Source organism: Tabrizicola sp., assembly GCF_051645465.1.
Classification (GTDB): Bacteria; Pseudomonadota; Alphaproteobacteria; order Rhodobacterales; family Rhodobacteraceae; genus Tabrizicola.
Genome location: NZ_JBOFBI010000143.1, coordinates 1 through 20,720 on the forward strand (window position 1 = coordinate 1; position 20,720 = coordinate 20,720).

The 20,720-nt window shown below is 63.6% G+C and carries 20 protein-coding genes; 8 read left to right on the forward strand and 12 right to left on the reverse strand.

Features of this window, described 5'->3' with window-relative positions:
- The 7 genes from ACRCSW_RS08910 to ACRCSW_RS08940 form a co-directional block, all read left to right on the forward strand.
- Window positions 1–401: hypothetical protein (locus ACRCSW_RS08910; protein ID WP_438704347.1), on the forward strand; the 401-nt coding region annotated here is incomplete at its 5' end.
- A gap of 2 nt (window positions 402–403) precedes the next feature.
- Window positions 404–1,798, forward strand: a complete 1,395-nt coding sequence (locus ACRCSW_RS08915; RefSeq protein ID WP_438704349.1) for a hypothetical protein — start codon at window positions 404–406, stop codon at window positions 1,796–1,798.
- Complete coding sequence (locus ACRCSW_RS08920) at window positions 1,795–2,331, forward strand: hypothetical protein (protein WP_438704351.1); 537 nt, start codon at window positions 1,795–1,797, stop codon at window positions 2,329–2,331. Before ACRCSW_RS08915 ends, ACRCSW_RS08920 begins: the two co-directional genes overlap by 4 nt.
- Window positions 2,332–2,372: 41 nt before the next feature.
- Window positions 2,373–3,650: a hypothetical protein gene (locus tag ACRCSW_RS08925; RefSeq protein WP_438704352.1), complete on the forward strand. Its 1,278-nt coding sequence runs from the start codon at window positions 2,373–2,375 to the stop codon at window positions 3,648–3,650.
- 10 nt (window positions 3,651–3,660) lie between these two features.
- Entirely contained in the window at window positions 3,661–4,632 is a 972-nt protein-coding gene (locus tag ACRCSW_RS08930; protein WP_438704354.1) for a trypsin-like serine peptidase, read from the forward strand.
- A 110-nt stretch (window positions 4,633–4,742) separates the two neighbouring features.
- Complete coding sequence (locus ACRCSW_RS08935) at window positions 4,743–5,582, forward strand: OmpA family protein (RefSeq protein ID WP_438704356.1); 840 nt, start codon at window positions 4,743–4,745, stop codon at window positions 5,580–5,582.
- Window positions 5,583–5,606: 24 nt separating this feature from the next.
- Window positions 5,607–6,536: a hypothetical protein gene (locus ACRCSW_RS08940; RefSeq protein WP_438704358.1), complete on the forward strand. Its 930-nt coding sequence runs from the start codon at window positions 5,607–5,609 to the stop codon at window positions 6,534–6,536.
- Window positions 6,537–6,696: 160 nt separating this feature from the next.
- On the opposite strand, the gene ACRCSW_RS08945 is transcribed toward ACRCSW_RS08940, so the two are convergent.
- The 3 genes from ACRCSW_RS08945 to ACRCSW_RS08955 form a co-directional block, all read right to left on the reverse strand.
- Complete coding sequence (locus tag ACRCSW_RS08945; RefSeq protein WP_438704359.1) at window positions 6,697–7,494, reverse strand: crotonase/enoyl-CoA hydratase family protein; 798 nt, start codon at window positions 7,492–7,494, stop codon at window positions 6,697–6,699.
- 77 nt (window positions 7,495–7,571) lie between these two features.
- A complete protein-coding gene (locus ACRCSW_RS08950; protein WP_438704361.1) occupies window positions 7,572–9,173 on the reverse strand; it encodes an AMP-binding protein in 1,602 nt (533 codons plus the stop codon).
- 108 nt (window positions 9,174–9,281) lie between these two features.
- The gene (locus ACRCSW_RS08955; protein WP_438704362.1) at window positions 9,282–10,385 is read right to left on the reverse strand and encodes a glycine cleavage T C-terminal barrel domain-containing protein; all 1,104 of its coding nucleotides are present in this window, start codon (window positions 10,383–10,385) and stop codon (window positions 9,282–9,284) included.
- A 115-nt stretch (window positions 10,386–10,500) separates the two neighbouring features.
- On the opposite strand from ACRCSW_RS08955, the gene ACRCSW_RS08960 reads away from it, so the two are divergent.
- Complete coding sequence (locus ACRCSW_RS08960; RefSeq protein WP_438704363.1) at window positions 10,501–11,379, forward strand: LysR substrate-binding domain-containing protein; 879 nt, start codon at window positions 10,501–10,503, stop codon at window positions 11,377–11,379.
- Window positions 11,380–11,457: 78 nt separating this feature from the next.
- On the opposite strand, the gene ACRCSW_RS08965 is transcribed toward ACRCSW_RS08960, so the two are convergent.
- The 9 genes from ACRCSW_RS08965 to ACRCSW_RS09005 all read right to left on the reverse strand — a co-directional run bounded on the left by ACRCSW_RS08965 (window position 11,458) and on the right by ACRCSW_RS09005 (window position 20,552).
- The gene (locus tag ACRCSW_RS08965; RefSeq protein WP_438704365.1) at window positions 11,458–12,225 is read right to left on the reverse strand and encodes an amino acid ABC transporter ATP-binding protein; all 768 of its coding nucleotides are present in this window, start codon (window positions 12,223–12,225) and stop codon (window positions 11,458–11,460) included.
- A 9-nt stretch (window positions 12,226–12,234) separates the two neighbouring features.
- Window positions 12,235–13,674 carry an ABC transporter permease subunit gene (locus ACRCSW_RS08970; protein WP_438704366.1) on the reverse strand — a complete coding sequence of 480 codons (1,440 nt, stop codon included), beginning with the start codon at window positions 13,672–13,674 and terminating at the stop codon, window positions 12,235–12,237.
- A 1-nt stretch (window position 13,675) separates the two neighbouring features.
- Complete coding sequence (locus ACRCSW_RS08975) at window positions 13,676–14,953, reverse strand: amino acid ABC transporter permease (protein ID WP_438704368.1); 1,278 nt, start codon at window positions 14,951–14,953, stop codon at window positions 13,676–13,678.
- A 128-nt stretch (window positions 14,954–15,081) separates the two neighbouring features.
- Window positions 15,082–16,098, reverse strand: coding sequence for an amino acid ABC transporter substrate-binding protein (locus tag ACRCSW_RS08980; RefSeq protein ID WP_438704369.1), 1,017 nt, complete (start codon window positions 16,096–16,098; stop codon window positions 15,082–15,084).
- A 238-nt stretch (window positions 16,099–16,336) separates the two neighbouring features.
- Window positions 16,337–17,044: an ATP12 family chaperone protein gene (locus ACRCSW_RS08985; RefSeq protein WP_438704371.1), complete on the reverse strand. Its 708-nt coding sequence runs from the start codon at window positions 17,042–17,044 to the stop codon at window positions 16,337–16,339.
- Complete coding sequence (locus tag ACRCSW_RS08990; protein ID WP_438704372.1) at window positions 17,041–18,084, reverse strand: RluA family pseudouridine synthase; 1,044 nt, start codon at window positions 18,082–18,084, stop codon at window positions 17,041–17,043. Before ACRCSW_RS08990 ends, ACRCSW_RS08985 begins: the two co-directional genes overlap by 4 nt.
- Window positions 18,081–18,431, reverse strand: a complete 351-nt coding sequence (locus ACRCSW_RS08995) for a fluoride efflux transporter FluC (protein WP_438704374.1) — start codon at window positions 18,429–18,431, stop codon at window positions 18,081–18,083. The genes ACRCSW_RS08990 and ACRCSW_RS08995 overlap by 4 nt, the downstream gene beginning before the upstream one ends.
- Window positions 18,432–18,551: 120 nt before the next feature.
- Complete coding sequence (locus ACRCSW_RS09000) at window positions 18,552–19,853, reverse strand: replication-associated recombination protein A (RefSeq protein WP_438704376.1); 1,302 nt, start codon at window positions 19,851–19,853, stop codon at window positions 18,552–18,554.
- Between the two features lie 111 nt (window positions 19,854–19,964).
- On the reverse strand, window positions 19,965–20,552 hold the full coding sequence (locus tag ACRCSW_RS09005; RefSeq protein ID WP_438704377.1) for an acyl-homoserine-lactone synthase: 588 nt from the start codon (window positions 20,550–20,552) through the stop codon (window positions 19,965–19,967).
- Between the last annotated feature and the right edge of the window lie 168 nt (window positions 20,553–20,720).

The following is a 20,720-nucleotide window of genomic DNA, read 5'->3' on the forward strand; positions in this document are numbered from 1 at the left end:
TGGACCTGACAGCCCCTGCGTTCCAGGCGGGCCAGCGGTTGGAGGTCCGGGTGGACATGGCCAAACCCGGCCCCTTGTACTGCTGGGTGATGGCCCCGGACGAGACGGCCTTTGTCGTGCTGCCTGTCGGTGAGATGGCCACCGTGGAACCCGGCAGCTACAGCTATCCGGCCGATTTCGGTCTGGGCGACATCGTGCTGTCCGACGCGTTCGAGAACCTGTTCCACTGCTTTGCCCCGTCCGAAGCCCTGCCTCAGGCGCTTGAGCAAAGCTGGCGGGATGCCGGGCCACAGGCCGCAAATCAGGTTTTGCTGGACAGCGCGGCCATTGCGGCCATGTTGGAGGACATGCGCGCCCAGCCCGGAATGGTCGAGGCAACGACGCGAATTCTGGTGAGATAGCGATGGACGGCATTGATCCCCGCGACCTGCCGCTTGGCCATGACGAGGCTTGCGCCGCCGATCTGCACGCCGTCGCCGATGGCAGGATGCTGGGTCGGCAGGACCGGTCATGGCTGGCCCGCGCCGTGGCAGGCGCAATCCGGCCCAGCCGCGACCGGCCGCTCTGGGATCTGGCGCATGCGATTGCGGCACTCGGGGTCGATGGAACCGGGCTGATCGATCTGGCGCTCGACCCGTCGCTTGCGTCGGCGGCGGTGCTGCAAGACCGGCTGGGCGATATCGCTGCTGCCGACAGCCGGGGCCTCGTGCTGACCGCGCCGCGCCCCTGGCGCTGTTCGTGGACCGGCCTCGCCCGGTGCCTGAGCCTGGCGGAGTTCATCCTGACGGCGGATGCGCTTGACGGGTTCACCGAGATTTCGGAGCGGATCGGCCCTGGCATCACCGTGGCGGAAGCCCCCGATCTGGCCCGCGCGCTTGCCGCCCGCATGGCCGCCTACCGCCGCACCCACATGCCCGCAGCACCGATCGAACGGAGCTTTCATGCCATCCGCGAATACTTGCGGAATGCCGTTAAGCGTGAGGGGTTCGTCGACGACGATATCCTGACATTCTGGCAAAACGGCGTGGCGCAGGATGTGATGTTCACCACGGTGGTCGAGCATTTCATCACCTACGAGCGGGTCCTGGCCGAGATGGGTACCCTGTCGGCCATTGGCCGGGCCGACAGCCTCGAGGATATGGACAACTGGGAAGACCGGCTTGAGGCCGCGTCCTTGCCGCTGGTCGATGCCATAAGCCTGCAGGACGCGATGGAGCTGCTTGATGCGGTCGAAGATGGCCCCAAGGTGCTGACCGGGGCCGAGCAGGAGGCGCTTGCCGCCGTGCTGAACCTTGATCCCTTTCACCGCGCACGTCCGCTGACCGCCCTCCGGGCCCGGGTCTTCGGGCGCATCCAGGCCGGTATCGCGAACCGCCTGCGGCGCGGGACGGGCGGGGCCGATCTGGCAGACCGTATTCCGGCGCTTGAGGCCGACTATTCCGCCGCTGCCGAAGCAACCGAGACGCTTGTCGCGCATTTGCGCCGCTGCCTGACCATTGCCCTGGCCCTGCGGACGGGTGCGGAGGGCGGCGCGCTTGCAGAACAGGGGATGCGCGAATTGCGCCGGATGCGCCGCGCCGGGTTCGACATGCCACACGAACGGCTTGCCGAAGCCATGGCGCACATGGATGAGGCGCTTGCGGCGACGGCCCAGGCGCTGGAAGAGCATCGGCAGGCCATCGCGCGCCTGCATCGGGCCGAACCGCTGGACAGCCGCGTTGCCCGCGACCGGGCCGCCTTTTCACAAACCTTCGCTGCGATCTATCGGGACCATATCCGGCAGGAGATGGCCAGATGACCGCCGATCCCAATGACGAGGACACCGCCATGGACATTCTGATGGCCGAAGTTCACATCGCTCGGCAGCTGTCGCAGGCACAGCCAGCCGTGGTCAGGGGCGTGACGCCCGCCGACCTTTGGGCCGAGGTCCGGCGCGCTGCCGGTGATCCCGCCTCGCTTGCCGTGGCACGGGCGTTGCGCGGCGATCCTGCGATGGCTTCGCGGTATCGGCAGATGCTGTCAGCCGTTGCGCTGGCCGCGTCGCCTGTCGCCCTTGCCGCATCGGACGGTGAAGTGGACCGGCGGATCGGGTCTGCCAGGCTGCGCCTCTTGCCGGTGACGGATGGCGATGTGCCGTTGGTGGTGCTGGAAGGGGCGGCTGAGGCCGCCAGCCTCGAGATGGTCGGCCATACTGGTGAAAGCCTTCGCCTTGCCCTGCCCGAACCGGATGCAGGCACCGTGATCCTGTCGCTTGGTCCGGACTTCCCGCAGGCTGACGCTGCCCTTGCCCTTTTGCGCGATCCGGGCACCGCGCTCTACCTCTTGCCGTGACGAGCGCCGCCGCCGTGACTGCCCCGGGCCGGTTCGCCCTGATGGTTCCGACCACGGGGGCGGTCCTGCACCTTTGTGCGCTGGTGCCCCGGCCGGGTCTGCCGCACGGGGCGGCGTTTGCCCAAGGCGACTACCGGCCTTTGGCTCTGTCGGCGGACTACCGTGCGCTGGCTGGACCCGAAGGCCCCATCGCGCGCTACCTTGGCGCGGCGATCACCCCGCATGAGTTGCGGCTGTCCGGCGCTCCCGACGGTGGCCGCAGTTGGGAGGTTCCGGTCGCTTTGGCGCACCTCCTGTTGTCCAAAGGCTGGACGCTGGCAAAGCCCGAGGAACCGGCGGACCTGACGCTTTGGGCCACCGGTGCGGTCGACCTGGACATGCGGCTTTTGCCCGGTGATTACGGTCTTGAGCGCAAGGTTGACGTGTCGAAGGCGGAGCTTGCCGCAGCGGGGAAAACCGTGGTCGCGGTCCTTCCCCCAGGGTCAGGTCAGGATGCCGCACTTGCCAGACTGAACGATCTGGGAATACGGACGCTAAAACCCGAGAAGCTAGACGAGGTCCTGTCGGTTTTGACCTATGCCCCAGAAGTGGTTCCGGCGGCAGCTTCAAGCCCCCCGCCGCGACGCGCCAATATGCGGATGATTGCTGGGGCCTCGGCTATTGCTGCGGCTTTCGTTGCCGTCGCGGTCATCCAGCTGACGGACAGGACCGGGCCGGATGTCAACGTTGTGGATCAACCCGACGAACCTGAGACGCCTGTCGGAGGCACCACGGAGATCGTAGCGGAGGGTCCGACCATCGAACCAGTCCCTGAGTTACCGCCGGGAGGAGCTGACAGCCCGCCCGTCGAGGGCGTCGTCGAAGATCCGGAGGATCCCGCCAACCCAGAGGGCAGTCCTACGCCGCCAGCAGAAACCCCAGCGCAAAACGAGGCGGAGGTCACCCCTCCCACGACGCCATCCCAACCCGGCATTCAACTGGCCGAAGTCCGGGTGGCTGAAGGGGGCAGCTGCCGTTCGGCCCTGTTCGATCCGGCGCGCCGGACGCTTCAGCCCGTTATGTGGGGGCCGGAGGGCTTTGCGCCAACACCGGCGGATCCGACGCTTTGCGGCATCGTGCTGTCCTCATCGGACGGCAGCGCGCCGCCCAGTGTGCAGTCCGATCCCCCCGGTGCCTTTGTCGAGGCATCGGGTGCAGCAGGGACCACCGTGCTATTCCTGCGCGAGGGCGTCCGAAACGTCGTCTACACATTCCCTGACCCCAATGGAGGCGCGGGTGACGCGCCGATCCGCCATCAGATCGTTATGCCAGACCCCTAGGAGGCTTATCGTGCGAATCCTGTTCCGAACCGCCTTTTCGCTTCTTGCCACGTTCGTCATTGCCGCCCCCTGCCTTGCGCAATCCGCCATGTTTGAAGCGTCCGACTACGGTCAGGCGCAACTGATCGTGCGGCAGAACACCGGTGATGCCGCCGCCTTCATCGCCGCCAGCGAAGGCGGAGCGTTCGAGCCGATTTCAGAATTGTCGCCGAACGACCGCATGGCCATTCTGTCGCGTCCTATCGGCCGGATCGACGTCCTCTTGCGCGACCTCAATACTGGCGAAGAGATCGCCAGCACCTGTACCGGCGCATTGCTCGGTGACGGGATGGTCATGACCAACTACCACTGCCTGCCACAGGTCGGAAACTACGAGGTGCTCGAAGCTTCGATCCTGATGAATTACAACTCGCTTGATGGCACCGGATCAGCAAGGTTCGGGGTTTCGCCAACCCTGATTGACGGGCGGGAGGATCTGGACTTCGCCATTGCCCAGGTCGACCCGGCGGCAGAGGCCCAGTTTGGGTATGTCTCGATCGGCCTTTTGCCCCCGGAACACGGCGCCACGCGCGTCGTGATCCACCATCCGCTTGGCCGACCCAAGGTCATGAGCCGGTTTCGCTGTCTGGTCCTGAATGACCGGGCTGGGCCGCCTGTGGTGGCCCATCGGTGCGATACGCTGCCTGGCTCGTCAGGCTCGCTGATGTTCGACGACCGCGGGGTGGCCGTCGCGCTGCACAGGGCGGGTGGACTGGATGCCTCTGACCCGACCAGCTTCAACATGGCGATTGACCTCGGGACCATTCTTCAGGCCAGCACCGTGCTGGCAGGAACGCCCGCAGCAATGGCAGGCGCGAGCCCCAACATAGCAACGCAGGCCGTCGCCGCAGAGGAAACCCCCGTAGAAGGTACAGAGGCCCCCGAAGAGACGCCGGGCGACATGTCAACTGACGAGATGAACGATATCCTGAAGGGCAACTAGCACAGGCGGAAAGATTTTCGGCCTGATGCAGTCGCCCTCTCCAAATTTGGCTCTACGGTTTGCCCGGTTCCCGTGAGGGGCAAAAGCAAGCCCCGCAAAGGAGAAAAGAGATGATCAGACATACTCTACACGGCAAAGTTCCTGCGGCGCTGCTGTGCCTTGCAATGGCTGCACCGGTCCAGGCACAGAACCCCCTGACTGACCCGGCGCCAGGCACGACCACTGAGCAGCCGACCGACGTTACAGAGCAGCAAACCCCCCCCGGCGAGCCCGAGGATTCGTTTGGTGGCACTGATCTGTCGGCGACCGATATCATCCGCGAGCTTGCCCCCGTGGAAGGCAACACCGCGCGCGCCACGCGTGAGGTTCAGACCCCCAGCGGGATCGTCGTGATGGACACGGGCCGCGCCGTCGACCTGACGGTATTCTTTGCCTACGACAGCGACCGGTTGCTGCCAGAAGCGCGGGCCCAGCTTGATGCCCTTGGCTACGCCCTGAACGATCCGGCCCTGCGGCCCTACAGCTTCCTGATTGCGGGTCACACCGATGCCCGCGGATCGGCGGCGTACAATCTTGAACTGTCGATCCGGCGGGCAATCGCGGTGGCTGACTATCTGGTCCGCTACCATAACATTTCGCCCGACCGCCTTGTCGCACACGGCTGGGGCGAAGAAGAGCTGAAGGTTCCGTCCGATCCCATGTCGGGCGCCAACCGCCGGGTCGAAGTCTCGCTTCTGGTGCCGATGCAAACAGGCTACTACCAGCCCGTCTACCCCCTGCCCGGCCAGATCGTCCCCGGGATCGAGTACAGCTATGTGGTCGTCTCGGACCCTGGCAGCCATTGGGGCTTGCACTGGTCCTACACCTCGGGACTAAGCGACCCCCGCTGGCGCCTCTCTTCCAATGCCCTCGACGACTTCCACGCGACGCCGACTTGGCTTCACAACTGACCAGTTTTCCGTAGGAGACACGAAATGCTTAGATTTCTTGCCGTAATCGTCGCCATCGGACTGGCGCAACTGACCCCCGTATCGGCCTTTGCCCAGGGCCTCAACATCGTCGTGATGGGTGAAGATGCCGACGAAGACAGCGTGCCGCGTGGCAACCGCATCTTTAATCGCGTTATCGCTGCCATGACCGAAGAGATGAACGTGCAGGGCTACAACATCTTCGACGAAACCGCGATCGCGATGGACATAAACCCAGCGAACCGCGTCCGTCGTCAAGACAGCGAGCTGATCTCGGTCGCCCGTGCTGTGCAGGCCCCGCCCCTGGATGTGGTCGTCGTCTTCACCATCTACGCCTCGGTCTCGGAATCTGCCTACGCCGACATTGTGCGCCCCGAGGTCCGCATTCCCGGCCGCATCCTGAACGTGCGCACCGGCCAGCAGATCGCATCGTTCGAAGTGTCCGGTCTGGAACTGCCGCCGCTGCCGGTCGTGTGCGAACGCGAATGCCTTCTGGAAAGCGTGGGCGACAGTGCCGCGATCCTTGGGGCCGAACTGGCCAGCGCGCTGACCGCCAAGCTTGAGGGCTTTGTCGCGGCCCCTGCGGCCGAGGGGGTCATCGACAGCACCGCCGTCATCGTGACCGACCCCACTGTCACGGTCGTCACTCCGGCAGATACCTGCGAGAGCCTTCCGACGGCCTACGTGATCCGCTTTGTAGGGTTCGAGACCGAGGAGATCACGGCACTTGAGGAGTACATGAACTCGTACGCCTGTGTCGAAAGCGCCCGCCCGGTCCGCGCCTCTGGCAGCCTCGCCGAGTACTGGTACGAGACCCGCTCTGACACTGCCCGTCTGACCCGGAACCTTCGACTGACGCTGGAGCACATGGGTGTCGAAGGGCAGGTACAGTTTTCCGGCGGTACCTTCGTGCTGAAGCGCATCCCGACCCGCTAAATCGCCGCCCGGCAGAACCCTCGTCTCACCCCCGGCCTTGCGCCGGGGGTGAAGCTTTGCGGGCTGCACGCCCCGCAAGTTCCCGATCTTCATGTAGCACTACGCTGCTTTCGTCAGTCGCTTGAAGTGCAAGCGAACGGCGCCTGGCACAAGAGCCGCCTTAGTCCCCCGGCCGTATCCGCGCCGCCGTGCCCTTGGCGAAGGCATCAAGCCGTTCGCGGGCGGCGGGCTGGGTATTGACGACACCCGCCACCACCGCTTCGGCATAGGAGGCGTCGAGCGCGGACATGTTGCCCATGTGGCTGATGGCCGAGCAGATCGCGAAATTGGTCAGCGGCAGGTTCTGCGCGGCCTTCTGCGCCAACGCGAGCGCCGTCTCAAAGCTGGAGCCTGCGACAAGGTACTGTGCCAGCCCGACGTCGACCGCCTCCTGACCCTTGTAGACGCGGCCCGTCAGCATCATGTCGATCATCCGCGCCTTGCCGACCAGCCCGGCAACACGGATCGTCGCCCCGCCGCCGGTGAAGAGCCCGCGCTGGCCTTCCGGCAGGGCGAAATAGGTCGAGGCGTCCGCCACACGGATATGGGCCGACGAGGCAAGTTCCAGCCCGCCCCCCACGACAGCACCTTTCAGCGCGGCGATGATCGGAACACCGCCGTATTCCATCTTGTTGAACGCCTCGTGCCAGCGCAGGCAGAGGTGCATGAATTCGGCGGGGCTGCGGTCGGCCTTGTGATGCTCGACAAGGTCAAGCCCGGCACTGAAGTGATCGCCCTCGGCGGCCAGAACGACCGACCGCACCCCGGACCGCGGCACGGCCGAGAAGAGCATGACCAGCTCCTCGACCGTTTCGGCATTCAGCGCATTGCGCTTGGCCGGGCGGTTCAGGGTGGCCACCAGAACGCCGTCGGCGTGAAGGTCCAGCACGATGTTGAACAGGGTGGGAAGGGCGATCATGGGGCCTCCTTGCAAAGCTTCACACCATCAAAACGACGACGGCGCAGGTGTCGGTGTCATTGTCCGTTCTTCCGCCGTCACGCCAGCGGCCCCAGGGCCCGCGCGGCATCGCGTAGGATGAACTTCTGGATCTTGCCGGTCGCGGTTTTCGGCAGCTCCTGAAACACCACGGACTTCGGCGTCTTGAAGCCCGCGAGGTGGCTGCGGCAGAAGGCGATTATCTCGTCTTCCGCCGCCTCCATACCCTCGCGCAGTTCGACGAACGCACAGGGCGCCTCGCCCCAGCGCGCATGGGGGCGGGCGACGACGGCGGCGACTTTCACTGCCGGGTGGCGGTAGAGCACGGCCTCCACCTCAACCGACGAGACGTTTTCGCCGCCGGAGATGATGACGTCTTTCAACCGGTCGCGGATCTGCATGTAGCCGTCCGGATGCATCACCGCGGCATCGCCCGACCAGAACCAGCCGTCCTTGAAAGCCTCGGCAGTCGCGGCGGGGTCTTTGTAATAGCCCTTCATCACCGTATTGCCGCGAATGGCGATCTCGCCCTGGGTCAGGCCGTCGGCGGGTACGTCGAGGCCCGTAGCGCGATCGACCACGCGCAGGCCATCGAGCATCGGAAAGGCCACGCCCTGCATCGCCTGCTTTTCGGCCTGCTCGGCAGGTGGCAACCCGGCCCAGTCGTCCTGCCAAAGGCACTGGGCAATATGGCCGTAGGTTTCGGTGAGACCGTAGACCTGCATGACCTGAAGCCCAAGGGCTGCGGCCTTTTCCAGCACGGCGGGGGGTGGCGGTGCCCCGGCCGTCATCACCTTGACCGGCGGATCGAAGGGCCGGGCAGCCCCGCCTTCGCAGAGCATTTGCAGGATGACAGGGGCCGCGCCCAGATGAGTGACGTTATGGTCGGTCATCGCCTGAAGCAGGGTTTTGGGGTGCAGATCGGCCGGAAAGATCATGTGACCGCCAACAATCGCCATCGCCCAAGGATGGTTCCAGCTGTTGCAATGGAACATCGGCACGACCGACAGATAGGTGGGATGCGGCGGCACGGCCCAGCCCGCAACGGTGCCCATGGCCATGAGATAAGCGCCACGGTGGTGATAGATCACCCCCTTGGGCCGCCCCGAGGTGCCCGAGGTATAGTTCAATGCCAGCGCCTGCCATTCGTCGCCCGGCAGAGACCACTGCATCGGCGCGGCCTCGGTCATGTCGTGATAGTCGCCCGGCCCGCTCGCGGTTTCGGGCAGCAGGATCACCGGCCGCGCGTTGCCACCCAAAGCGGTCGCCGCGTTCAGCAGCGGGACCAGCGTCGGATCGACGATGACGAGGCGGCTGTCGGAGTGGTCGAGGATATAGGCCACCGTCTCGGGTTCCAGCCGCGTGTTGATCGTGTTCAGGACGGCGCCTGCCAGGGGAACCGCGTAATGCAGCTCGAACAATTCCGGCCGGTTGGGCGACAGGACCGAGACGGTATCGCCAAGCCCCACGCCACGCGCCATCAGGGCCGCTGCGACCGCCCGCACCCGTGCGCCGACCTCGGCCCAACTGCGCGTCACCCCGCCAAAGCTGGTGGCGGGGCGGTTAGCGTACACCATTTCGGCCCGCTGCAGGAAAGACAGCGGCGAGAGGGTCACATGGTTCGCCGCGGTCTGCGCGGCGGCCTCGAAGTGCGTACGCATCGGATCAGCCCCGCCCGCGCCGCAGCGTGGCGTCCGTCCCGGTTGGCGCCTGGCCCGTGTTGCGCATTCTCAGTCCTCCCCCAAAGTCGATTGCGCGCCGGTCCGGGTCTAAAGAAACGGAAGCTCGACAAGCCTTGCCGTCACCGGCCCCTTCGCGCGCATCACCTGCACAGTCTCGCCCACTTTGGCCCCTGCGCCGACCAGAGCATAACCGATATTTGCCTTCATCCGGAACGACCAGACGCAATTCGTCATCATCCCGATGCGCTGGCCGTTCGACATGATATCCTCGCGCTGAAACCCCAGAGGCGCAGGCGTGTCGCCCTCCAGCACCAGACCGAGCTGATGCCGCTTGACCCCCTCGGCCTTGATCCGCCGCAGCGCCCGGATGCCCACCACGTCGTCGGGCACATCCAGATCGACATATTTGCCAAGCCGCACCTCGAACGGGTTGGTCATATCGTCCGTGTCGCCACCGACCGAGACAAGACCGCTTTCCGTGCGTTCCGGCGTCGCCGGTGCCCCTGGCCCGATGCCCCAGGGCTTCCCCGCCTCCTTGAAGATGTTCCAAAGCTGCGTGCCCTTGCTGCCGTCCTTCAGGTAAATCTCGAACCCGCCCTGCTTGGACCAGCCCGACCTTTGCACCGCGACGGCAATGCCCTCGATCTCGGTTTCCTTGAACCAGAAGTACTTCAGCCCGCGCACCCAGTCGCCCACCACATGCGCCACCACATCCTCGGCCTTCGGGCCCTGCAGGGCCATCGGCGACACGTCCGGCTCTGACACTTCGACGTTCAGGCCCCGCTCGGCGGCAATCGCGCCCGCCCAGAACCAGATGTCGCTGTCGGCGATCGACAGCCAGTAAAGGTCATCCGCCAGCTTCAGCAGGATCGGGTCGTTGATGATGGTTCCGCGATGGTTGCAGAGCGGCACATATTTGCCCTGACCGACCTTGCATTCCGAAAGATCGCGCGGCGACAGGATTTGTGCCAGCTTGCCCGCATCCGGCCCCTTCAGTTGCACCTGCCGCTCCACCCCCACATCCCATTGCGAGACGCCGTTGATCAGCCGCCAGTATTCGCCCTCCGGATCGCCGTAGGAGGTCGGCATGATCATGCGGTTGTAGATACTGGCCGCGACCAGCCCTTCGGCCACGGCAGACTGGTAGAACGGCGAGGGTCGGAGGCGCGCTGTTGGGAAGACGGAAAACATCAAGAACCCCTGGTGATTTTCCCCCACATGAAGGCTCTGGCGGCATTCGGTCAAACAACGTATTCAGGGGCAATACCTATACAAATAGTTATGGCACCGTTGGGATCATGCCGCCATGCACAGCGACCTTCCACCCCTGACCTGGCTGCGCGCGTTCGAGGCCGCCGCCCGCACGCTCAGCTTCACCAACGCCGCGACCGAACTGCATGTGACGCAAGCCGCGGTGTCCAAGCACGTGAAGTCTCTGGAGCTTCATCTGCGCCATCAGCTGTTCCGCCGCCGCCCCCGTAGCCTTGAACTGACCAAGTCCGGCGAGGCCTACCTGCCAAAAGTGCAGGATGCGCTGGAACGCCTTGCGATCGGCACGCGCGAAGTGTTTGGCCATCGGCAAGCCCCAGGGCTTACTCTGCGCTGTGCCGTCTCATTTGCGGTAAACTGGTTGGCACCGCGCCTGCCTGAGTTTCTGGAGCGCCATCCGGGAACGTCCGTCCGCGTGATCTCAAGTGTATGGAATGATCCCTTTGACAAGGACGCGTTTGATCTGGACATCCAGTATGGCACCGGCGATTGGCCTGGCTACGTCAGCCATCGCCTGACCAATGAGGCAATCACCCCGCTTTGTGCGCCCGATCTGGCTTCGCGTATTCCGCTGCGAAAGCCGGACGATCTTGGCCGCCACCGCCTGCTTCATGTGCTTGGGTACCAGGAGGGGTGGGGCATCTGGCTAAACGCGGTGGGCGCGAAGGCCGTAGATCCCGGCAAAGGGCTGCAATTGGACAATTCCCTGATGGCCTTTGAGATCGCAGCCGAAGGCGGCGGCGTTGCGCTTGGCCGCACCTCTCTGGCCGAACGAGACCTTGCCCTTGGGCGTCTTGTTGCCCCCTTCGCGCTGAACGTGCCGATTGCAGAGGGCTTTCATTTGCTCCGGCCCGAGGCGGGCAACAGCCATCCGGACGCGCTCGCCTTTGTGGATTGGATCACGTCGAAGGTCTAGCTGAACGGGCAGTCCGGCCCCGCCACGGCAACTAGCCAATGGTCCGCCCCTCGGCTGCGGACAAGGGGCCAAAGAGCTTCAGTGACCGAGGATCTGGCTGAGGAACAGCTTCGTCCGGTCGCTTTTCGGATTGCTGAAGAACTCTTTCGGCTCGTTCTGCTCGACGATCTGGCCCTGGTCCATGAAGATCACCCGGTTCGCCACGGCCTGGGCAAAGCCCATCTCGTGCGTGACGCAGATCATCGTCATGCCTTCCTGGGCAAGCTGGATCATGGTGTCGAGCACTTCCTTGATCATCTCTGGGTCAAGGGCGCTGGTCGGCTCGTCGAAAAGCATGATGCGGGGGCGCATGCACAGGGACCGGGCGATGGCGACACGCTGCTGCTGGCCGCCGGAAAGCTGGCCGGGGTATTTGTGCGCCTGCTCCGGGATTTTCACCTTGGACAGGAAATACATCGCCGTTTCTTCGGCCTCTTTCTTCGGCACCTTCCGCACCCAGATCGGCGCAAGGGTCAGATTTTCGAGGATCGTGAGATGGGGGAAGAGGTTGAAGTGCTGGAACACCATCCCGACTTCCGACCGCACCTTGTCGATATTCTTCAGGTCGTTCGTAAGTTCCGTCCCGTCCACCACGATCTGGCCCTGCTGGTGTTCCTCCAGCCGGTTGATGCAACGGATCAGGGTGGACTTGCCCGAACCGGAGGGGCCGCAGATGACGATCCGCTCGCCCCGCATCACCGTCATGTTGATGTCGCGCAGAACGTGGAACGTGCCGTACCACTTGTTCATGCCGCTGATCTGGATCGCGATCTCGTCCGTGACCTGCATTTTAGCCGCGTCTGCCATGATATGTCCTTACCGGTGGTCGGTCTTCAGCTTGTGTTCCAGATACATCGAGTACCGGGACATGCCGAAGCAGATGACGAAGAAGATGGCGCCGACGAAGATGTAGGGCTCCCAGTAGATGCCCTTCCAGTCGATGTCGGCGCGGACGATGGTGGTGATACCCCTGAGCGGATCCATGAGCCCCACGAAGGCGACCAGAACGGTGTCCTTGAAGAGACCGATGAACGTCGAGACGATCGCAGGGATCGACACTTTCAGCGCCTGCGGCAGGATGATCAGCCGTTGCGCCCGCCAATAGTCGAGGCCCAGTGCATCGGCAGCTTCATACTGGCCGCGGGGAAGTGCCGCGAGGCCACCCCTGATGACCTCGGCAAGGTAGGCGGCGGCGAACAAAGTGACCAGAATGATGACGCGCAGGATGATGTCGAAGTTCGTTCCCGGCGGCAGGAAGTATTGCAGGAGGAGAGACGCGGTGAAGAGAAGCGTGATCAACGGCACGCCGCGGATGAACTCGATGAAGCCGACAGACAGCGTCTTGACGATAAGCATGTCGGACTGACGGCCAAGCGCCAGCAGAATGCCGATGGGCAACGAGAAGGAAATGCCCGTCACGCCGATGACGATGGCCAGAAGGAAGCCGCCGAACTGGTCGGAGTTTACCGCGGTGATGCCGAACGGCAGAACCGACTGCAGGGCGCCGACCGTGGGGACGTCGAGATAGAGCCACCAGAGCACCGCCGCGATCACGCCCGCCCCCGCCGCAGGCGACAAGCCGATGAGGGGTGTGGCCAGCCGGAAGACGAGGTAGAGCACTCCAAAGCCCGCCATGGCCATGATCGGCAACCAGATCGACCCGCCCCACAGAAGCCAGAAGCAAAGCCCGGGGTAGATCAGGGTGAACCACAAAAGCTTGCCCGGCAGCGCCTGCGCAACGGCCAGAAGCCCCGCGACAAGCAGGATCGCCAGCACAAAGGCCGGGGCCGGCGCGGACGCGAGGTAGAGCGATACCAGAAGAAATGCTGCTACCACCGAGAGCACCAGGGTCAGATTGCGCTTCTGTCCGGCAAAAAGGACGGGGGCGAGGGCGGCGAACAGAAGGCCGAACGCGAGCACCGGCCGCCACCATTCTGCAGAAGGGTAGAAGCCAAAGATGAAGGCCCCCCACCAGTGCCTGATCACCGCCCAGCAGGCACCGGTCGCGCCTTCACCGGCGCTGGCCGCCACGGTCCGGCGGCACTGGCCAAGGCTTTCGGCATTCCAGACCGAGTTGAGCCACCAGGGCAGCGAGTTGCTGACCAGCCACCAGATGACGATCCCGCCAGCGACGGTCAAGGCGACATTGAACGGCGTGGAGAACAGATTCTCGCGCAGCCATTTGACCACGCCGCGTTCGCTGATCGGCGGCAGCAGTGGCGGAAGCATTTCCTTGCGGGCGAAAGGCTGGTCCATCTTAGCGCGCCTTCAGCTGAACGGAGGAATTGTAGAGGTTCATGAAGGCCGAGATGATCAGGCTGATCGAAAGATAGATCAGCATCATCAGGAGCATGCACTCAAGCTCGCGCCCGGTCTGGTTCAGCGTGATGCCGCCAAGCGTGCCGCGCAGATCAAGATAGCTGACCGCGATGCCAAGCGACGTATTCTTGGTCAGGTTCAGATACTGGCTGATCAGGGGCGGGATGATCACGCGAAGTGCCTGGGGAAGGATAATCAGGCTCATCGTGCGGTTCGGACGCAGACCAAGCGCAAAGGCAGCTTCGGTCTGGCCGCGGCTGATGGCCATGATGCCTGCCCGCACGATCTCGGCGATGAAGGCGGCGGTGTAGAGTGCCAGCGCGATCACAAGCGCGGTGAAGCTGTGGGCGACAAGAATGCCACCCTGGAAGTTGAAGCCCTTCAGGGCGGGCACTTCCAGATGAAAACCAAGCGCCACGAGCAGGGCGATGATCGGCGCGAAAAGGATCAGAAGCGACTTCCACCAGGTGACCGGGCGGTCGCCGGTCGCCTCTTGCTTTGCCCGTGCCGAGGCGAGCAGGCGGCGGTTGACGAAGACCGATCCGGCAATGACCGCGATGATCGCCAGAAGCGTCAGGTTCAAGGTCATGAACCCAAGATCAACGGAACCGAGGCCGCGTTCGAAAAGGGGCGAGGGGATGTTGGTGCCACGGTTGGTGACGGCGACGGTGTCCCAGATCATCATCGATGCAGCAGGTGCCTCACCGGCGGCAGCCATTTCGTCGGTCACCCGGAAATCACGCGGCTGCGGCGTCGTTTCCGACAGGATGACGTAGGACAGCAGGATCCACAGCAGCAGGGGGACGTTCCGGAAGACCTCGACATAGACCGTCATCAGGCGAGAAACGAGCCAGTTCCTGGAGAGCCGCAGGACGCCGACGATCACACCGAGGATGGTGGCGAAGATGCAGCCGATGACGGCCACGACCAAGGTGTTCAGCAGACCTACCAGAAGCGCGCGAAAATGCGTGCTGTCGTTGGTGTAGGGGATAAGCTGCTGGCCGATGTCATAGCCCGCGCGCTGCCACAGGAACGCGAAGTTGAACTCTTTCCCGCGCGCTTCCAGGTTCTGCACGGTGTTGTTCAGAAGCCAGGCCACCGCCAGTGCAAAAAGGACCAGTACCACGATCTGAATCGTGTAGGACCGGAACCGCGTATCGTAAACGAGCATCGAGAGCCGAAAGCTATCCTTCGGCGCGTCGCTTGCCATTGACATGGCTTCCCCCTGTTTACCGAAGGCGGCCCCGGTTTTCCGGTTGCGTGGGGCTCTGCCCCCAAAGCCTTGCGGTTTCTTTTCCTTGATGAAGAAGGGGCGCCAAGTACTGGCGCCCCCGGTGGCCTATATCAACGGAAGGGCGGAGAGTACTGCAGACCGCCCTGCGTCCACAGCGCGTTAAGCCCGCGGGCGAGGTTGATCGAGGTACCTTCGCCGATGTTGCGGGCGAAGATCTCGCCGTAGTTGCCGACAGCGGCGATGGCGTTCTTGAAGGCCGCGTTGTCGAGGCCAAACTTCACGCCCATGTCACCCGAGGCACCGAGGAGGCGCTTTACTTCCTCGTCAGTGGTCGAAGCCAGCACTTCTTCGACATTGGCTGCGGTGATGCCTTTTTCTTCGGCGATCAGCAGCGCGTAGTAGGTCCAGCGGACCACGTCACCCCAGTTGTTGTCGCCATGGCGGACGACCGGGCCAAGCGGTTCCTTCGAGATGATTTCCGGAAGGATGATGTGGTTCTCGGCATCCGGCATGGTCGCACGGCTGGCGGCCAGGCCCGAAGCGTCGGTGGTGTAGGCGTCGCAGGCGCCGGCAAGATACTGGCGCTGCGCTTCGGAATCGTCAGCTACGGTAACCGGCTGGTAGGTGATGTTGTTCTGCTTGAAGAAGTCGGCAAGGTTCAGTTCGGTCGTGGTGCCGGTCTGGATGCAGACGGTGGCGCCGTCCAGTTCCTTGGCCGAAGAGACGCCGAGGTCTTTCTTCACCATGAAGCCCTGGCCGTCATAGTAGTTCACGGCCACGAAATCGAGCGCAAGTTCGCTGTCGCGCGATGCCGTCCAGGTCGAGTTGCGGACGAGAAGGTCGACTTCCCCGGACTGAAGTGCCGTGAAGCGGGTTTCGCCGGTGGTGGGGACAAACTTGACCTTCGTCGGGTCGCCGAGAACTGCCGCGGCAATCGCCCGGCAGAGATCGACGTCGAAGCCGGACCAGTTGCCGCTGGCGTCTGGAGCACCAAAGCCAGTGAGACCAGTGTTCGAGCCGCAGATCAACTCGCCCCGGGCCTTGACGTCGTCAAGCGTGCCAGCCATCGCCATTCCCGATACGAGAGTGGTGGCCGCGAGCGCGCCGAAAAATACGGATTTTTTCATTCTTACCTCTTCCTGAGTAAGCGGCCCTTCAGGGGCCGTGTTCTTTTATGGAGCGCGCAGAGATCGCGCCTGTGCAGACTGCAGAAGGTGAGCCTCTCCAGCTACAAGGCAGTTTCGGCGAAAGCGCTTTAGGAGGTCAAGCGGGTCATGTCGCCTTCAGAAAAAATGCTTATTTTCTTTGGGTTATAGCAGCCGTCCGGCCTTCCGACCAATGGTTGCACAGACTTTAGGCGAAGTATTAGCCGCACATTGCATAGAATCGGTCGGCTTGCACAAAAGCTGCCCGCTTGCGGGCTGCAGCTTCCGCCGCCTCTTCGTCCTCGCCCCAGAGCGCAGCCTGCCAGTCCTCGTCAATCCGCGACAACGTCCAGGCCGTTTCCGCAGAGAGCTTCTTGCAGGTGACGGCGAGCGCAAGGATCAGCGACCCCGAGATCGCCACCAGATCGTGGAATGCCGCCAGCTGGAACGGGCTTAGGCTTCTGACATGTTCGCTTAGGGCCGCAAGACTGGCGGGCGGCTGGTCGACATGCATCACGCCTGTGGTCACCCTGAGCGGTGCACCAAGGCTTTCGGCGGACCATTGAAGCAGCGGGTCCCATCCCGCGGCTTGCAGGGTGATCAGTTCTGCAGGGCCATCGGCACGGTAACACAGAAGGTCGCTTTCGCCGTAGGCGGCCAGCATTACGGCGATGTCCGCAAGCTGCGGCGCAACCTTGTCGATCGCCGAGTTTGCCGTCCTCGTGAAGGGCATGACGTCGGGGTTGACGGTCTGCTCCTGCGCCTGCCATTCAACCGCTATGGCCTCGGCGAGAGCACGGGTCGGCAGGACCAGCTGGGCCTTCAGGGGGGTGCGGATCGGTCGGGCATCGAGATGCACAGCAAAGCCACCGTCGACCGGCACCACGCTGGCCGCGGTCCAGAAGCGGCGCGCAGTCCAGCCACTCACCGGATCACCTCGAACGGGTCGGCGGGAACGTCGTCTTCCTTCCAGTCGAGAAGCTTCCAGGTCCGCGACATGTGGTCCGGCAGGGGTGCTGTGAACGTCATCGGCTTCTTGGTGATCGGGTGCTCGATCGTCAGGCTGCGGGCATGCAAATGCAGCTTCTTCGAGAGGTCGCCCCCCGCTCCGGACCCCCATCCGTCACCCAGGTTCTCGGATGCGCCGCCGCCGTATTTGCCGTCGCCCAGGATCGGATGCCCGATCTCGGCCATATGCGCACGCAACTGATGGGTACGACCGGTCACGGGTTCAAGCGCCATCCAGCTTAGGCGCGTGCCAAGGAACCAGAGGGTGAAGTAGTCGGTGTGGGCGCGTTTCGCGTCGGGGTGGTCGGCCATCTTGGCGGGGTGGACGCACAGCATCTTTTCGCCTTCGCCCCCCCTGCCCCGGCCCGGCGCCTTTTCCAGCCCGAACTTGATCGAACCCTGCCTTGGATACGGCACCCCTGCGACCACCGCCCAGTAAATCTTGCGCGCAGCACGGTGCCGGAGCGCCTCGGACAGCGCCCGCGCCACCCGGTCAGTCCGCGCCAGCATCAGCACGCCCGAGGTGTCCTTGTCCAGCCGGTGGACCAGCTTGGGTTTGTCCTTATAGCCGAACTTCAGCGCTTCGGCCAAACCGTCGACATGCCGGTCGCCCTGACCCGATCCACCCTGCGAGGGCAGGCCTGCGGGCTTGTTCAGAACGATCAGATGCTCATCCCTGAAGAGCACCGCCTGCTGGATCATCTTCGCGTCCGCCGCCGAAATCCCTTGCGGGCGCGGTTCGGGTGGAGGCCCCTCCGGCGGCAGCGGCGGCACTCGGACCGTCTGGCCCGGTGTTACGCGGTCAGAGGCCTTCACCCGACCCTTGTCGACACGCAATTGACCAGTGCGACAGAGCTTTTCGACCGCACCCTGTGTCAGATACGGAAAGCGGCGGCGCAGCCACTTGTCGAGGCGCTGTTCGCCCTCGTCCTCGGTCACGGTGAGAAGCTGGACGTTCATGCAAAGCCTCGGGCCAGGGCCACTCCAAGTACGGTGGCAGACAGGGAAAGGGCGACTGAGCCAAACACATAGACCGCAGCCTGCAGAGGCTGGCCCAGCTCGAAGAGCTTCAGCGTATCCAGCGAGAAGGCCGAGAAGGTGGTGAAACCTCCCAGAACGCCGGTCATCAGGAAAAGCTGCCAGCCCGCACGTGAGTCGAGGACGATGAAGAGGACTCCGATGGCCAGGCTGCCCAGCACGTTGACCAAAGCCGTGCCCCAGGGTGCGCCGATCGCGGCAACCATCAGGTAGCGCAGCATGGAACCAAGTGCGCCGCCAAGCGCGATAAGGGGAAGATTCTGGGACATGCGCGTCCTTTGAGGCGGGGCGGACAGTTTGTCAATGCAGTGGCGCTGCGTCGCGGGCCTGGCCAAAATCCTTCGAAGGATTTTGCAAAACTTTTCGAAAAGTTTTGCGCCTCACCCCTCTCACCGCTTCGCGCGGAGTTTGGCGAAATACTCCACCCGCTTCTTCAACTCGCGCTCAAACCCGCGTTCGGGGGGAAGATACCAGACCGGGCGCTTCATGCCGTCGGGGAAGTAGTTCTGGCCGGAAAAGCCGTCTTCCGCCTCGTGGTCATACGCGTACCCGGCACCATACCCCTGATCCTTCATCATCCGGGTCGGCGCGTTCAGAATGTGCTTGGGCGGCATCAGGCTGCCCGTCTCGCGGGCGGCCGCTCGTGCGGCTTTGTACGCCGTGTAGACCGCGTTCGACTTTGGCGCGAGCGCGAGGTAGACCACGGCCTGCGCCAGGGCAAGCTCGCCTTCCGGCGACCCGAGCCGTTCATAAGTCTGCCAGCCATCCAGACAGACCGCCTCGGCCTGAGGATCTGCAAGTCCGATATCCTCAACGGCCATCCGGGTGATCCGGCGGGCGAGAAAGCGCGGGTCCTCGCCGCCCTCCAGCATCCGGGCAAACCAGTAGAGAGCGGCGTCGGGGTCAGACCCTCGGACAGATTTGTGCAAGGCCGAAATCAGATTGTAATGCTCATCGCCTGACTTGTCGTATTTCGCCGCCCGCCGCATCAGCCGCTGTGCAAGCTGATCACGGTCCAGCGCCGCCTCGATCTTCCAGGAGGTCACCTGTTCGATCAGGTTCAGAAGGGCCCGGCCATCGCCATCTGCCATCTCAAGCAGCGCCTCACGCGCCTCACCCTGCAACGGCAGCGCCCGGCCCAACTCTTTCTCGGCGCGTTGCGCCAGCCGTTCAAGATCGGTGAGACTGAGCCGCTCCAGCACGATTACTTGTGCACGCGACAGAAGGGCTGCGTTCAACTCGAACGACGGGTTCTCGGTTGTCGCCCCGACCAGAAGGATCGTTCCATCTTCCATATGCGGCAGAAATCCGTCTTGCTGCGCCTTGTTGAAGCGGTGGATCTCGTCGACAAAGAGAAGCGTTCCCTGACCGTTCTGACGCCGCAGCCTGGCTGCCTCGAAAACCTTGCGAAGATCAGGAACACCCGTGAATATCGCGCTGATCTGCACGAAAGTCAGGTCAGTCGCATCGGCCAGCAACCGGGCGATTGTGGTTTTTCCCACGCCGGGAGGGCCCCAGAGAATAAGCGAAGACAACGACCTTGCTGCCAGCATGGCCCCGAGCGGGCCATCTTGCGACAGCACCTTCTCTTGGCCGATCACATCCGACAGGACCCGCGGTCGCAGCCTATCGGCGAGCGGGCGGGGCGCGTCGGATCTTGGTGGCGTGGCGATGTCAAACAGGTCGGCCATGGCGGTTTCCAAGGATGGATTACGCGGCAGGCGAGGCCATGAAATCAGCGCCCAGTCGCAGAGTCCTCCGCTGATGGAAGACCCAGAGCCTGAGCGTTTTCCAGGACGTCGTCAGTGCATCTTCGCAGCCAAGTTGATCGTCACGCAAACACAATCCAACCCATCGAAGTTCATGATCGGGCCAGCCGGCTCACAGTCCAGTCCGACGCGGCGTCCGATGCGGCGCGAAGCCTCAGGAATAAGGCCGAGCACCATCGTCGCCCCCAGCTCGCGCGCCGCATTGACCATCTCCTGGCGCAGTTGCAGCTGAACCCGAAGGCGCATGGCTGCCGGAACCAGGTCCGATACGAAGACACGACTGCTTTCCCAGATGTTGTCAGCCACCGGGGCCGGCATGTCCAGCAAGTTGCTTGGAATGGTCTCAAGCAAGCCGCGCTGCGCGTCGCGGATCATGTAGGTGTAGATGCCGCAGCGATGGGTGGTCGGCGTCAATCGGATGCCTGCCAGAACCTCGCCGTTCTCGTGAACCGCGACCCAGCGGCTTGCCGGAGTGTCGTACTGATCGAACTCCATCCCGTTCGACTGGGGGAGGTCCCATTTGTTCTGCTGGATAAAAGCCCGGTGCCGTGCCCTGAACATGTTGGCGAAAAGCTCGCCATGGTTGTGCAGGTTTTCGTACGAGAGAGTTGTCACTTCCATCATAGTCTCCTTCTGCTAAGTCGTCGGAAAGCAAAAGGGAAACCTCACGTGCTTACAGCAATCGGTACTCGCGCGCCTTTCGAAGAGCCTCAGTTGCAGTTCGAGCCTCTAGTCTGATACGTGCAGAGTTCAGCCTTGCCTTGAAGGCGCTTTCCGAAATCCCTAGCT